This is a genomic window from Erwinia rhapontici, from assembly GCF_020683125.1.
GTDB lineage: Bacteria > Pseudomonadota > Gammaproteobacteria > Enterobacterales > Enterobacteriaceae > Erwinia > Erwinia rhapontici.
On record NZ_CP085627.1, the window covers coordinates 3,095,552 to 3,110,389 of the forward strand.

Here is a 14,838-nt window from a genome sequence, read left to right on the forward strand (position 1 = left end):
GCTTAAGTGAAAGGCATCGCGGCATGAGGTTTTTTTGATGGTAAACCGGTCACAATCGCTGACCGGATCCCTGCTTAGCATCGTGATTAAAGCATCATGGTGTCATGCCCGTCTGCTGGCATCATGTCAGGCTTTGTTTTCGGTAAACTCCCCCTTATCGGGCCGTATCCTGAACCAGATGGCATACATGGCAGGCAGGAAGACCAGCGTGATGATGGTGCCGCCAAAGGTTCCGCCAATCAGGGTATAAGCCAGCGTGCCCCAGAACACCGAGTGCGTCAGTGGGATAAACGCCAGAATGGCGGCCATTGCCGTGAGCAGCACCGGCCGGGCTCGCTGCACCGTTGCCTCCACCACCGCATGGAAGGGTGCCAGCCCTTCCTGTTCGTTGTGATGGATCTGCCCTATCAGGATCAGGGTGTTACGCATCAGGATGCCCGATAGCGCAATGAGTCCGACCAGCGCATTGATGCCAAACGGCTGATTGAACAGCAGCAGCGTGGGCACCACGCCAATCAGCCCCAGTGGCGCGGTGAGGAAGACCATCACCATCGCCGACATCGACCGCACCTGCAGGATAATAATCAACAGCGTCATGGCGATCATGATCGGGAACAGCGGTGCCATCGCCTGGGTGGCTTTCCCGGATTCTTCAATAGAACCCGCCTGCTCGATGCGGTATCCAGCCGGAAGTGTATCGATGATCGGCTGCAACGCTGTCATCATTGCCGTTGAAACATCCGGCGGCTGCAGGTTTTCGGCAATGTCCCCCCGCACAGTCATAGTTGGCGTACGATCGCGACGGCGCAGAACAGGATCTTCCATTTGCACCTCAACCTCCCCGATCTGCGACAGCGGAATGCGCTGGCCGGCAGAGCCCACTAAGGTAAAGCCCGCTATTTTGGCCGGGTCGAGCCGGATATCTCCTGCCGCCCGCCCCATGACCTGCACCGAACGAATATCTTCACGCACAGCGGTAACAGGCACCCCAGAAAGCAGGAACTGAAGCTGCTGCGCGACCGCATTCGATGTCAGCCCCACCGCCTGCAGGCGGTCCTGATTGAGGGTGAAATGCAGCGCCGGTACACGCGGACCCCAGTCGGTGTTGACGGTCCTCATCATCGGGCTGGCCTGCATCACCTTTTCGACTTTGCCTGCAATTTCGCGCAGTTGAGTCGGATCCGGCCCCATAACACGGTAAGCCACCGGATACGGTGAATACGGACCAAACACCAACTGCGTCACGCGCACGTGCGCCTCAGGCGCCAGGCCGCTGGCCGCTGCCTCACGCAGTCTGAACTTGAGCGCTTCGCGCGCTTCCTGGCTGTCCGTCAGCACGACAATTTTCGCGAACGACGGATCGGGCAGCTCGGGTGCCATCGCCAGATAAAAACGTGGCGATCCCTGGCCGATGTAAGATGTGACGATTTTTGCCTCTTTTTGCTTTTCCAGCCAGGCTTCGATTTTCACCGTCGTGGCGCTGGTCTGTTCAATCGCGGTGCCATAAGGCATCTGCACTTCGACCAGCACCTCCGGACGATCGGAGGTAGGGAAAAACTGTTTTTTCACCAGTCCCATACCGAGAATCGCTACCGTAAAGACGGCAATAACGGTGCCAGCCACTATCCACTTGCGCGCGATCACGCGGGTCAGTACACGGCGAAAACGGTTGTAATGGCGGGTGTTGTAGATAGCAGCGTGTCCCCCTTCAACCTTTTTGATGTCGGGCAGCATTTTCACGCCCAGATAAGGCGTAAACACGACCGCCACAACCCAGGAGGCAATCAGGGCGATACCGACAATCCAGAACATGTTGCTGGTGTATTCGCCGGCGGTGGACTGGGCAAAACCATTGGGCATGAAACCGACGGCAGTGACCAGCGTGCCCGCCAGCATCGGGGCCGCCGTGTGGCTCCAGGCATAGGCCGACGCTTTGACGCGGTCGTAGCCCTCTTCCATTTTCACCACCATCATCTCGATGGCGATAATGGCATCATCGACCAGTAACCCGAGAGCCAGGATCAACGAGCCCAGGGTAATGCGGTCAAAGTTTTTGCCGGAAGCCTCCATCACCACGAAGACGATCGCCAGCGTTAACGGCACCGCTGCGGCCACCACCACGCCCACGCGCCATCCCATACTGACGAAGCACACCACCATCACCACCAGCAGCGCGACAAAGAATTTAATCATAAACTCGTCAACGGCGGAGCTGATGTTGACTGACTGATCCGTGACCTTGGTCAGGGTCATGCCCAGCGGCATGCCCTCATTGATGTTGACCATTTCCGTATCCAGCGCCTTACCCAACTCCAGACCGTTCCAGCCGTCGCGCATGATGACGCCCAGCAGCAGCGCCGGTTCACCCTGATTGCGGATCTTAAAGGTTGCAGGGTCTTCATAGCCACGCTCAACGGTGGCTACGTCAGAAAGCTGCAGGGTCCTGCCCTGCACAACGATGGGCGTTTTGCGGATTTTTTCCAGTGTGTCGAAGGCACCGTCCAGGCGGATAAAGACCTGCGGCCCCTGGGTATCAATCGAACCCGCGGGCGTCAGGACGTTCTGGCTGTTAAGGGCGGAGAAAATATCCTGAGGCGAAATACCCAGCGTGGCCAGCCGGTCATGCGAGAACGAAACAAAGATGCGTTCGGCCTGTTCGCCAATGATATTGACCTTCTTGACCCCCGGCACATGCAGAATTTGCTGGCGCAACGCTTCCGCATCGCGCACCAGCAGCCGCTGTGGCTCGCCTTTGGCCTTCAGCGCAAAGAGCGCAAAGGTCACGTCGGAGAATTCATCATTGACCATCGGCCCGATGACGCCTGCCGGCAGGTTTTTGGTCTCATCCCCCAGCTTCTTACGTGCCTGATAAAACGCTTCCTGCACCTGTGAAGGCGGTGTGCTGTCCTTCAGCGAAAGCAGGGTAAAAGCCAGACCGGGACGCGTATACGTTTCGCTGCGGTCATACCACTTCAGCTCCTGCATCCGCTTTTCCAGCGGTTCAGCCACCTGATCCTGCATCTCCTGCGCAGTGGCGCCCGGCCAGGCAGAAATAATGGTCATCTGCTTGACCGTAAACGGCGGGTCTTCAGCCCGTCCCAGTTCAAAAAATGAAAGAATACCGGCCACAGTAATCAGGATAATCAGGAACAGCGTGATTGAGCGCTCACGCACGGCGAGCGCTGAAAGATTGAATCGCCCCCCGCTCATGGCTGGCTCCCGGCGACGCGGGCATCGCTTTGTTCGGCCATGCGTACGGCCTCACCGTCATGCAGCAGATGCGCTCCCAGGGCGACCACCTGCTCTCCCGGCTTAAGGGAACCGGTCACCCTCGCCGCATCGTCACCCAATCCCTGAACCTGTACAGGCCGCCATGACACTTTGGCGGGCTTACCCGAAATCTCCCAGACCCCCGGCCCTTTGCCCGGATCATAGATGGCCGCTAAAGGCACCTGCATCACCTGGCCCGGTAATTTATCGTCTGCAATATGAAGGGTAACGGTGGATCCCAGAGGCGCGCTCGCCAGTGCCCCCTCAAGCACATATCTTGCCTCGAAGGTACGTGTGAGTGGATCTGCCGCATCGGAAAGGAGCCGCAGTTTCGCAGGGACGGACTGTTTACCGGTACCGTACAACGTTGCCCCTGCCTCGCTTCCGGCAGCCGGGCGTAGCGTCTCGGGCAACTGCACGATGGCCTCGCGCTGCCCTGCTCTGGCCAGACGAACCACCGGCTGACCGGCACTGACAACCTGACCGGGTTCAGCCAGCGTATCCATGACCACGCCGTCGGCATCCGCCAGCAGCACGGCGTAGCCCGTCGCGTTTTGCGCCACATTCGCCTGTGCCTGGGCCGCACTGAGTTCGGCTTTCGCCGTATCGGCAACGGCCTTGATCTGATCGTAGGCCGATGCCGATACGGCACCGCCCGCAACCAGCCCGCGGTAACGCGCCTCGTCAGCAGACGTTTGTTTTGCACGAGCCCGTGCCGCCGCGACGGCCTGTTGCTGAGCCTGCGCCTGCAGGCTCAGGTCAACCGGATCCAGACGCATCAATGGCTGGCCGCGTTTAACGGTCTGGCCGGTATCGACCAGACGTTCAAGGATTTTGCCTTGCACTCTGAAACCGAGATCGCTTTGAATCCGGGCGACAACAACGCCGGTAAATGATCGGGAGACATCGGCAGCACTCACCACGGTCGCAGACCTGACCAGAGGAGGCTGAGTACGAGGGTCGTCGGTGACGGAAGTGTCACCGCAGGCCACAAGGGCAAGTGGCAACAGGCAAACGGCAAAGGTGGCAGGATTAAGCCTGAGCATGGGTTCCCTTCATTACGTTAACAGGAGAGTAACCGCATTCTCAGACCAGTGACCAATAATGTCAATAGTCACCTTTTCAGGGTGACAAACTTCTCAGGATCAGTGAGGACAGGAGCGTAGCCGCAGCCGGTGCTGTTTCCAGATTGTATTGTAACTGGACAGGACTGATGTAAGGCCGCATGACCAGATATATCGCATGAGCCGCCTCGTCCAGCGGGGTTTTACGTTCAAATTCTCCCGCCTGCCGCCCTTCAACAATGATTTGCTCAATCAGTTTTCGCAACCGTTCTTCATGAGCCTCTGCTGACGGCCACTTGTCCCGCGCCGCGACGGCAGCAATGTCGTAAAGCTTGCGATCGTGAAAAAACAGATCACTGCCGGCTTCAGTCAGTGCTCTGAATAAACGCCGCAATTTTTCGGAAGCTGACGGCGCATCAGCAATCGCTGAATTGACAATCGCCATGATCATCGCCAGCCGGTTGGTGCAGATCACCTCGCCGATCGCCTGCTTGGAATCAAAAAATTTATAGATATAAGCTTTTGAAAAACCTATCGCTTTTGCCAAATCGGAGACGGTGGTTTTTTCATAGCCAAAATGCCCGAAATGCTCTGTGGCCGCGTCCACAACCTGATCGCGAACACCGTGATCCGATGGCCCCCTTGGGGCATGTACATTTATATGTTTAGTCATTTTTCCAGCTTAGCTCAATGAGCCCTGATTGACAACGAGTGACCATTTGGTAATGTAGTCACTCCTCAAAATTGACTCAAGGAATATCAATGTTCCCCCTCCGTACTCTTGCACTGGTGGTGAGCGCCGGCTTACTGGCGGGTTGCGCCGTCGGGCCGGATTATCATCGCCCGGATGCGCCACTTGCGGAACGCTATCAGGCGCAGTCGGCCGTCCAGCAGAGAAGCGCATCCCGGCCCGCCACTTTTGCTGAGTGGTGGGACGGCTTCGACGATCCCCTGTTAAGTCAGTTCGTTGCGGATGCCCTCGCGCAAAATCTCGACCTCGCCCAGGCCACTGCCCGCATGGCCCAGGCCCGTGCCGGACTGGGCGCGGCCACAGCAGCGCTGTTGCCCTCTGGTAACATCAGCGGGCAAGCGGCACGCGCGTATCAGTCGGCCGAAACCCCGCTGGGGCAGGTTCTTAGCGCAACGCCGGATTATAATCGCTACGGCAGTAGCGATGAAACCAATCTCAACGCAAGCTGGGAGATTGACGTATTTGGGGGGCTGCGACGTGGGCGACAGGCTGCACTCGCAGACTATCAGGCTTCCGAAGCGGGCGTTGCCGCAACCCGTCTTGCCGTCGCGGCGCAGACTGCCGATATCTATATCACCCTGCGCGGATTACAGACACGGCTGTCCATTGCGGAGAAACAGGTCAGTACGCAGCAGGAACTGCTGGAAAAGGTACAACTCCTGAACGCTAAAGGACTGGCGCCCGGGTATCAGGTTCGCCAGACCGAAGGGGAACTGGCGCAGGTTCAGGCAACCGTACCGGTTCTCCGTACGGGGCTTGATGCGGCCATAAATGCATTAGACGTTATGCTTGGCACGCCGCCCGGCACCCATCGCGCTGAGTTAGCGTTGCCGGGGGCCATTCCGCAGGCTCCGCAAATCGTCTCAACGGGCACACCTGCCGACCTGCTGCGCCGCAGGCCTGACATTATCGTGGCGGAACGTCGTCTCGCCGCCTCAAGTGCACGCATCGGCGTGGCCATCAGTGAGTATTATCCGAAGTTTTCACTCAGTGCACTGCTCGGCAGCGCAACCGCCGTGTCGGGGAATAACCTGTTCTCCGGCGGAGCCAGCCAGTCGGCAGGCGTGCTGGGACTGCGCTGGCGGATCTTCGATTTCGGTCGTATCAACGCCCAGATAAACCAGGCAAAGGGCCAGGAACAGGAGGCGCTCGCCGCTTATCGTCTGTCGGTATTACGCGCTACTGAAGACGTCGAAAATGCCTTCTCCGCTCTGATCAATCGCGAAACACAGGCAGCCACGCTGACACGGGGTGAAACCGCGCTGGCCAGCGCGCGCGAATCGTCATTCATTGCCTTCCAGCAGGGAACAGCCAGCCTGATTGACGTCCTGCATAACGATGAAACCCTGTTGCAGGCTTCCGATGCCAGAGTACAGGCCCAGACAGAATCCGCACGCGCCGCTGTCGCTACGTTCAGGGCGCTCGGAGGGGGTTGGCAGCCCCCGGAAGCGGCCCCAAAGCGTTCATAAATCGCGTGTCCGGGGACACACGGGCAAAGACATGACGAACCTTCTACCGCGGATAGCATCAGGTAACCGTACTGATAACCGGTGGTATGGATGAAAAAAACAGGTACTCCTGGCGTTAATACGTTAACCGAAGAACGGATCTGAGCACGTTTACCCGCCGGTGGTTGTGATGAGGAAATCAATCAATGTCTTTACTCGTTTCGTTTTACCCGCGCTTTTCGGGTAATAGACATAAACCGGTGGGTATGTTTTCCAGTAGCGCTCCATCACGGGGATCAGTTTTTCCCGATCCGGTTGTAAGCGGTGAATGGGTTCAAATAACCTTCCAATCCCCAGCCCGTTACGTATTCCGTCAGCCATCACCTCAATATCATTGCTGATTAACTGGCCGGGCATCTCAACGGTCAACTGCTCCCCGTGGTCATCCAGGATCAGGGGCAGAATTCGGTTGTTGGTGATGAAGCGATACCCGATAAGCTTGTGCTGATAGAGATCGGCGGGTGCCTCAGGCGTACCGTACTCGGCAAGATAGGCAGATGAGGCATACAGCCCTTCCCTGAAGGGCTTCATTAACGGGCGTGCCACTACGCCGCCATCCAAAATATCGCCAAAGCGGATCCCCAGGTCGAAGCGATCGTCAATGATATTCACTGTGCCGTCGTAAACTGAAATCTCTAGCTGGATACCCGGATACTGCTGACAAAACGCGGCCATCACGGGTTTGAGTATCAGCAAATACGCGAAGCGAGAGAGGGTAATCCTCACCAGACCTGACGGTTCCTGATTCTGATCGCGGATGCTTTGCAACGATTGCTCAAGCGAATCCATCGCTACTGCGGTTCGCTCAAGCAACTGCTGCCCGATATCGGTCAGCTCAATGCGCCGCGTGGTTCGTACAAAAAGCGGATGCCCAATGTGTTGCTCCAGCAACTTCAGGGCATGGCTTACTGAGGGAGGGGTAATTTCATGCTTACGAGCGGCCGCTGAGATACTGCCTTCCCGGGCAATACTTTGAAAAATACGTATCTGGTTATAAATGGCGTTATTCATAGCGTCACCCTCAAACAATAGCCACCTGATTGTTAGATACAGACTAAATATCCTTAAGTCAATGATGGCCTAATCTTCCCGAAAAAGTGAACTTATACTTCTCATCTGTTCAATCTGAGAGTCAGTTCGGGAGACTGAAATGCAAGTTCTATGTTTGGATAATTGGGGGCTGATATGCGGGATTATCGTGACAACCAGGATGCGCAACGCATTATCGGTGAGGTGTACAAAAGCGAATGAATAATATTCTGATCATTTCCAGCCATCCTGACCTGAGTTCATCCATCGGTAATGCAACCATTCTGCGAGAAGTGGCTGCTGCCAGGTAGGCAGTTTATCGCACGACTGAAAAAGTGATTTTCCGTTATATGAATATTAACCCTCGATGATAAAGGTTATCTGTGAAAAACATTGGCGTAATGACCCTCAGTCTGATGATGAGCAGTTCCGTCATCGCGAAAGCAACGAATTCTCCGCACAGCCCGGTAATGAGCATTTTTGAGCTCAGCGTGAAACCCGATAAAAACCCGCAATATGATGAAATGGCAAGGGACACGATTTCCACGTCACTCGACGAGGAAGCGGGGACGCTGGCGATGTACGCCCTCAAGCATAAGGATCATCCGCAACAGGCTTACATGGTTGAAATATATAAAAACATAGAGGCTTATCACCATCACCTTAATTCTGCGCAATATAAGAAATTTATTGCCCATGCCCCTGAAATAATCAACCAAAAGCATCAGATAAAGTTAACACCACAATTTCTCAGCGATAAGCCCGTGATACAAAATTCAGGAACCATCAATAATCTGGTGGTTGTCGATGTGAAACCTGAATTTCAGGAGGCATTTAAACGTATTGTTCTTCCTGAAATGGCGGAGTCCATCAGAATTGAGCAAGGCGTTCTTGCTATGTATGCCGCAACGGATGTGAACAATAAGTACCGCTGGTATTTTTATGAAATTTACGCCAGCGAGGCGGCTTATCAGCAACACAGGCAGACGCCGCACTTTCGGGACTACATCGCGCAGACAGCACACATGGCCGTCAGCAAAGAATCCCTCCCTGTCGCCCCGCTCTCTCTGCGAAATAAAGGCGAAATACGGTTTGTTGAGTGAGGCTTCAGCTTAGCCGTTCAGACAACAGGAGAGGCGCTAACATGAAAAAGGTCATTGCGGCAGCGGCAATGTCGCTTGTACTTGCAGATGTGACGAATGCAAATGAAAAAAGAGGATTAATACGCCTTACATGAGGGGTGGAGGGTTGTAGTACAACAATGAATTGATTCAACTAAAAATTAACCGTCAGAAACATTTCATGTAACCTAAGCGCACTTTTTTCAAATGGATAGCGGATACCCCCTACCGGAGAAATGCTCAGTGATTGATGATTCTGCACGGCGCTGGTTGCTCGCGCTTTCAGCCCCGATGGTGGCGATAAATGCCGGAGCGGGTGCCGCCTACGACTGCGATCAGTTTTATCCGTTTGATACCGGCGTGGATCTGAGTGACAGCTGGGGCATTGATTCCCGTGAAGAGCTGTTTGAGATGATTGTCAGGATGAGCGACAACGGCCACGCGGACGATCTGGCCCATTACTTCAGGCTCTGGCACCGCCTGAGCCTGAGCGAGTGGCAGGATTATGCGGCGCATCAGGCGCCGGACGTACAGCCCCTGCTGGCACTCGTGGCTGACAGCGCCGTGATGTGCGGTGACGGCGGGATCCGCGCCTGGGATTTGGCAAGAATGGGCTTCCTTTGCCGTATCGCGCTGCTTAACGGCTGGATAACGCCTGAAGAAAACCTGTGGTTGCACAGCCGTCTGGCAGCGCGAGCCCGTTACTATTACACCAGCTGGCAGCGCTATAATGCCGGGTTTATCATCGGAAGGCTCTACTGGCAGTCACTCAACGCTTCCAACGCCGATGCCCGGCGTTATGCCTTGAGCGCAGACGCCGGTAGCACCACCAATATTGAATTAATGCGCCAGCTTTACACGCATCCGGATAGCCCGGTATCCCAACTGCCGTGGCACATCGCGATGAATGAAATTGAGAAACCCGCATCATTGCCGGAGATGGATCTATGAGTAACCCGTCATGTTGGGAAACCCTGGGCATTGAACCGACGCAGGATCAGCAGGTGATTCGCCAGGCCTACCGCGACCTGCTGCCCACCTGCCACCCGGAAAGCAATCCGGAAGGATTTAAGCGTCTGCGTGAAGCCTATGAACAGGCGCGGAAAGGCGTGGATGAACCCGCCGCCCTGATGCCATTTGAACCACCAGCGCCCCCGCCAGAAGCGCCAGCCGCCGATCCCACGGGCTTGCTTGATACCTTCAGCCAACTGCTCACCTCCCCCGCTGAGCGTTATCTGCCGATCAACTGGCTGCGCTTTATCAGCCAGCTCGACGCTCACCCGGTTGCCACCATCGACCAGCTCCGCTGGCCGTTACTGGAGGCCGTTTTGCAGGTGAACTTTGTCTCTGCCGACTGCCTGTTACTGCTGGCTAACCGCCTGCAATGGCGGATGCGTCTGCCGGAACTTGATCAGGACATGGGCGCACGAGCGGACGGACTGCTGAACTTTGCCGAGGGTGGCGACATTTTCGACCTTTCCACGCTGGCCCCTCTCAGTCTGGCAGCGCAGGACGAAACGCTGGGTTATTTCCATCAGATTCGTCACTTTTACTGGGAACAACCGGCGGGCTGGTTGCGATATCTGCTGCAAGAACCGCGTGTGATTTACTGGCCCTCGTGCCCACGTCTGATGAAACAGATAGCTCGCTGGTTTAATGTCGCTGCCGAGTCCAACGCGGAGGTGCGTGACTACTGCCTGCAGCAACAGGAACGGCATCCCGATGACCCGGAGTGGCTCTATCTGAGCGCCAGCCACTGCGGCATGATGGGCGATAATGAAACAGCCTTGCCGCTGTGGGTCATCCTGCATGAACAGTACCAGCATGCCGAAGCCGAACAGTGGCTGCTGGCGTGGTGTGCCAGCGATTCTCCGGATTACCTGCCCCTGCTGATTCAGGCCTTTGACCGCCCGGATGTTCCGCCAGCGGCCTCCGCCACCGGCGAGGAGGAAACCGCTTATCGGCCGCAGGCACAATCACCTCAAACGCTGGTGCGCTGGGCCGAAACGATACCTGTGGATGTGTCCCCTGTCGCCACTGACTTCATCAGCTGGAAATCAGGCCGCTATCGCGCGCAGGTGATGTTCCCGCATCTTTTGCAGGTCGATGGCTCGGATACACTGCTGCACCTCTACTGGCAGGCCAGCATGTTAACGATGGGCAATGAAGCCTTATTACAGGCGATCCTTGACCAGCCGCTTCCCACGGCACCGCTGGAAGCGCTGATCTTACGCGGTCTGCAGCGCCAGGCCGCACAGCGCCTGGCGTGGCTTCAGGATTCACCGGTGCTGGCAGCGTTCAGCGCGTGGTTATCTGCGCCAGAAGAGACGCCGCTGCCTGAGATTTTCGCCGACGGCGAGGGTGCCGCCTGGAAACAGAGCATCGCCTGGTTGTGGCACTGGCGCCCGCTTCCCCCTCACAGCCTGTCCAGGCTGGCGCAACATCCGGCGTATGGCGAGAGCGTGTTGCCAGCGCATACCAGCTGGCTGTGCTATCTCCTCGGTCATGCCAATATTGCCTTGCCGGAAGAGGACCAGACGCCGCCGCACGATGCGCTGCGTCAGGTGATGCTGCTGGAGACAATGCTCGAACTGGATATCGGCAACATTTCCCTGCTCAGCCAGCTGAAGAATTTCCCGCTGGATGAACAGCACCCCTTCTGGTCGATGTATCAGGTATTTACCCAAATTGACCCGGCTCAGGGTGATGAAGTTGGCCAGCTCAAAAGCCATCTGGACCTGAACAACTCGCTGCATTTCAACTGCTGGACCCGGCTGCCCGTCAGTATCGAAGAGTATATTGCGCGGCGTGAAGAGATCTCCTCCAACTCGGCCCACTACTTCTATCGGTATCAAGCCGAGTGGCAACCACGGCTGGCGCAATCCCCCTTCGCATATCAGGCCCTGTACCACGCGGTTTTCCTGTCGCATGACAATGCGCAGTATGCACAGGAAAATCTGGATGCTCTGGAGGCCCTCACCGCCAGCTCGCCAGAAGAAGCCGCGTTTAAGCAGCAATTGCTGTTACGCCAGTTGCCGGTATTCCCGACAGACGACACGGTTGCCAGCGGGGCAAGCAACGCGTCGGCGATCGCCCTGGGGATCCATCAGCTTGGCAGCAATCCGGAATATTTGCTGGACGCCAAACTGAGTGCCGCTGCCGGGCACTGTGCTGACGATCCCGCAATGGATATTGCGTTGCGCTTAGCGGCAGCGACGATGCTGCAAGTCAATACCCGCCGTCAGAATGCGTTCGAGCAGTACCCGCAGCGCCGCAGTTATTTCTGGCAGTTCTGGCGGGTTAATTCACGCCTGGGTCGGGTGGGGTTGATATTGCAGATTGTGCTGGGGAGCGAGCTCGCTATCCTGCTGGTAAACGCGATTGTCGCTGAAGGGCAGCTGGCGAATACCGCGCTGTCAGCGCTGCTGGTGGTGATGAACGTTTACAGCGCGATCGTGCGCCGTGGACGAGATTTGGGCCTGGCCTCTGCGGATAAACTGAAAGAGATTAAAATTCCGGTGCTGAAACTGCTGGGGATGTATCTGTTCAAACGCGGGATGCCTGAGCCAAACCGCTTTGGCCCTCCGCCCGGCTGGCGGCGAAAGAAATAGTCGGAAAGGTGTGTATGCCGCCCTGGTTCACGGGCGGCATATTTTTTTGGTTTTACAGCGTCATGTCCTTGAGCATGCCTTCCAGTTGCTGACGCAATGGCGCGATACGGCTTTCCTGTTGGCTGGCTAACGCCATTTCAAACTCTTCTAACCACAGGCCAATCTGTCCACGGGTATCGCCCAGCGATTGCGCCCAGGATTTCTCCAGACGCGCCAGCAAGTTGCGGTTCACCAGCGTGTCGCGGGGATGAATTTTCACCGCTGTTAACCGTTCACGGCTGCGCTGCTGCTGTTCCGGGCTGAGGCCAATCGGGCTGTGGTCGATCACTTTACTTAGTGACTCACCGCTTTCGGGCAAATGCACATCCACTTCCAGCAATCCGTTAATGTCATAACTGAAGCGCACGTCGATATTCTGTAACGCGCCGTTGGGTTTGACCGGCACCTGTAATTCATCGATAAAAATGTTGTTGGCGACCAGGGGATTCTCACCCTGATAGATAGCAATGCGGATAAACGTCTGTTCGACGTGACGGGTCGTGAACGTCTCCACCCGTGACGCCGGTACAACGGTATTACGCTCAAGGATCGGGGAAAATATCCCGCTCCTTTGCTCGCTGGCGGTGGCAATACCGAGCGTATAAGGGCAGACATCGGTGAGGATCACCTCTTCAATATCTTCATTACGCAAGCGACAGGCGGCCTGTGCGGCGGCACCGAGCGCAACAATGGTGGCAGGGTCCAGATGCTGGTGAGGCAACTTCCCGAACAGTTTCACCACCAGCTTCTGAATCACTGGCATACGCGATGCACCGCCGACCAGGACCAGATGATCAAGCTGCTCCGGCCGCAGACGGGCATCGTGCAGCGCCTGTTCTATCGGGGCTCGCAGACGCGTCATCAGCGGCAACCAGATCTGTTCAAGTTTCTCTTCATCAAACAAGAGCGTCCACGCCTTATCCTGCCACTGCCAGCTCAACTGATTCGGGGCATTATGCTGACCGAGCTGGCATTTTAGCTGTTCAGCACAATCGGAGAGGCGCGCCAGTTCGGTCGCGGGGATTGTCTCCGCGTTGAGCTTCCACTCACGGAGACAGGCATCAATCATCGCCTGGGTAAAATCTTCACCGCCCAGATAATTGTCGCCAGCCGAACCATGCACCTCGATCAGCGGCAGATCGTATTCCAGCACCGTGACGTCAAAGGTTCCCCCGCCGAGATCAAAGACCAGCGTGCGGCCGGTATTTTGGGTATGCAACCCGTAGGCCATGGAGGCGGCGGTCGGTTCGTTAATCAGCCTGACAGCATTGAGCCCTGCCAGTTCTGCGGCAAAGCGGGTCTGTTTGCGTTGTTCGTCGCTGAAATAGGCAGGCACCGAGATCACCACGTCGGAAATGTCATGACCAAGGTAAGCCTGAGCATCCGCTTTCAGGGATTTCAGCACCAGCGCCGATAACTCGGGCGCATCAAAGGTTTGTGTCTCAAGCCGAAACTGTTTCTTACTGCCCATAAAGCGCTTAAACAGCGCCGCTGAGCGCTGCGGATGGGTGGTCAGACGCGACAGTGCCGGGCGGCCAATCAGCATTTGTCCATCGTCATCCAGGCTCACCACCGACGGTGTTAAATATTCATTCAGCGCATTGGGGATCAGCCGTGCCTGGCCGTCCTGCCAGACGCTGATCAAACTGTTGGTGGTGCCTAAATCAATACCGATCGCCGGGACAGCCATCTTCAGTTCCGTCATGATTCTTTCTCATCAATGATGTGTTCCATCGATTTTATTCAATCATATTGAATTATAGAAGCCTTTGTCACACAGCAGAAGCACCATACTGTATCAAGCCGAGTGAAATTACCGGTGCTCGCTAGCCATCTGATGTTAGGTTCAGGGAGGTAACAGGGTGACAGTGGCCCACAAGAACGTGGACCCGGGGGTTTATCTGGCGTTATGCTCATCACGCTTTTGTTTCAGAGTACAGGAAAGCCATTCCAGGAAGCCAAGAAGTGTTGGTATGTGATATCTCGTATCCCCCACAGACCCGTCGGTAAGTTCATTCAGGGCAACAACTGCGGATTCATTATCCGGGTAACATTGGCGGAAGTCGTCAATATTGGTAATCAGGTTATCGAGATAATGACCACCATCTTCAACATAAATCTTAAAAGCAGAATCGACAATCTCTTGATAAGTTTCGCCATATTCATCGCTATCCTGTCCAAAAAAAAAGATAAAAAAGGTACTGATAGTTTTGAATTTTTTTAATTTTTAAAGCACCGGGTAAGCTGTTGCTATGTAGTAGGGTTTATTATTATATCGTTGTTTCTTCATTACCGATTCATTCTCCATGACTGCGGCCAGTTGCACCGGGGTCATGGCAATACAAAAACCGTTTTCCATCACATTTCCCTGTTATTAAACAATCCAGGGCTGAGGGTAAATAAGTGGGAGGACGCGGTAAATATTATCCTGTGCGCCATCCTCTT

At 55.7% G+C, this 14,838-nt stretch carries 10 protein-coding genes; 4 read left to right on the top strand and 6 right to left on the bottom strand.

Features of this window, described 5'->3' with window-relative positions; all coding sequences use genetic code 11:
- Positions 1-126 precede the first annotated feature (126 nt).
- The 3 genes from LJN55_RS14460 to LJN55_RS14470 form a co-directional block, all read right to left on the bottom strand.
- Positions 127-3,210 (bottom strand): efflux RND transporter permease subunit, encoded by a 3,084-nt coding sequence (locus tag LJN55_RS14460; RefSeq protein ID WP_227534699.1) that lies wholly within the window; start codon positions 3,208-3,210, stop codon positions 127-129.
- A complete protein-coding gene (locus LJN55_RS14465; RefSeq protein ID WP_200643330.1) occupies positions 3,207-4,316 on the bottom strand; it encodes an efflux RND transporter periplasmic adaptor subunit in 1,110 nt (369 codons plus the stop codon). Before LJN55_RS14465 ends, LJN55_RS14460 begins: the two co-directional genes overlap by 4 nt.
- A 76-nt stretch (positions 4,317-4,392) precedes the next feature.
- Positions 4,393-5,007, bottom strand: a complete 615-nt coding sequence (locus LJN55_RS14470) for a TetR/AcrR family transcriptional regulator (RefSeq protein ID WP_133841643.1) — start codon at positions 5,005-5,007, stop codon at positions 4,393-4,395.
- An 89-nt stretch (positions 5,008-5,096) separates the two neighbouring features.
- Between LJN55_RS14470 and LJN55_RS14475 the strand changes: the two genes are divergently transcribed.
- Entirely contained in the window at positions 5,097-6,554 is a 1,458-nt protein-coding gene (locus LJN55_RS14475) for an efflux transporter outer membrane subunit (protein ID WP_227534700.1), read from the top strand.
- 150 nt (positions 6,555-6,704) lie between these two features.
- On the opposite strand, the gene LJN55_RS14480 is transcribed toward LJN55_RS14475, so the two are convergent.
- Positions 6,705-7,604: a LysR substrate-binding domain-containing protein gene (locus tag LJN55_RS14480; protein WP_133841641.1), complete on the bottom strand. Its 900-nt coding sequence runs from the start codon at positions 7,602-7,604 to the stop codon at positions 6,705-6,707.
- Between the two features lie 401 nt (positions 7,605-8,005).
- Between LJN55_RS14480 and LJN55_RS14485 the strand changes: the two genes are divergently transcribed.
- From LJN55_RS14485 to LJN55_RS14495, 3 genes are all read left to right on the top strand, one after another.
- A complete protein-coding gene (locus LJN55_RS14485) occupies positions 8,006-8,725 on the top strand; it encodes a putative quinol monooxygenase (RefSeq protein ID WP_227534701.1) in 720 nt (239 codons plus the stop codon).
- A 261-nt stretch (positions 8,726-8,986) separates the two neighbouring features.
- On the top strand, positions 8,987-9,694 hold the full coding sequence (locus LJN55_RS14490) for a DUF1266 domain-containing protein (protein WP_227534702.1): 708 nt from the start codon (positions 8,987-8,989) through the stop codon (positions 9,692-9,694).
- A complete protein-coding gene (locus LJN55_RS14495) occupies positions 9,691-12,354 on the top strand; it encodes a DnaJ domain-containing protein (protein WP_227534703.1) in 2,664 nt (887 codons plus the stop codon). The genes LJN55_RS14490 and LJN55_RS14495 overlap by 4 nt, the downstream gene beginning before the upstream one ends.
- A 52-nt stretch (positions 12,355-12,406) precedes the next feature.
- Here LJN55_RS14495 and LJN55_RS14500 read toward each other — a convergent pair whose 3' ends face one another.
- Both LJN55_RS14500 and LJN55_RS23925 read right to left on the bottom strand, forming a co-directional pair.
- On the bottom strand, positions 12,407-14,089 hold the full coding sequence (locus tag LJN55_RS14500; RefSeq protein ID WP_374760142.1) for an Hsp70 family protein: 1,683 nt from the start codon (positions 14,087-14,089) through the stop codon (positions 12,407-12,409).
- A gap of 531 nt (positions 14,090-14,620) precedes the next feature.
- Positions 14,621-14,752 (bottom strand): hypothetical protein, encoded by a 132-nt coding sequence (locus LJN55_RS23925; RefSeq protein ID WP_259151368.1) that lies wholly within the window; start codon positions 14,750-14,752, stop codon positions 14,621-14,623.
- Positions 14,753-14,838: the final 86 nt, after the last annotated feature.

What these genes read in the sequence shown, in the direction of transcription:
- LJN55_RS14465 (WP_200643330.1), bottom strand. Translation starts at nt 4,316, where the DNA reads ATGCTCAGGCTTAATCCTGCCACCTTTGCCGTTTGCCTGTTGCCACTT.
- LJN55_RS14495 (WP_227534703.1), top strand. Translation starts at nt 9,691, where the DNA reads ATGAGTAACCCGTCATGTTGGGAAACCCTGGGCATTGAACCGACGCAG.
- LJN55_RS14480 (WP_133841641.1), bottom strand. Translation starts at nt 7,604, where the DNA reads ATGAATAACGCCATTTATAACCAGATACGTATTTTTCAAAGTATTGCC.
- LJN55_RS23925 (WP_259151368.1), bottom strand. Translation starts at nt 14,752, where the DNA reads ATGGAAAACGGTTTTTGTATTGCCATGACCCCGGTGCAACTGGCCGCA.
- LJN55_RS14470 (WP_133841643.1), bottom strand. Translation starts at nt 5,007, where the DNA reads ATGACTAAACATATAAATGTACATGCCCCAAGGGGGCCATCGGATCAC.
- LJN55_RS14460 (WP_227534699.1), bottom strand. Translation starts at nt 3,210, where the DNA reads ATGAGCGGGGGGCGATTCAATCTTTCAGCGCTCGCCGTGCGTGAGCGC.
- LJN55_RS14475 (WP_227534700.1), top strand. Translation starts at nt 5,097, where the DNA reads ATGTTCCCCCTCCGTACTCTTGCACTGGTGGTGAGCGCCGGCTTACTG.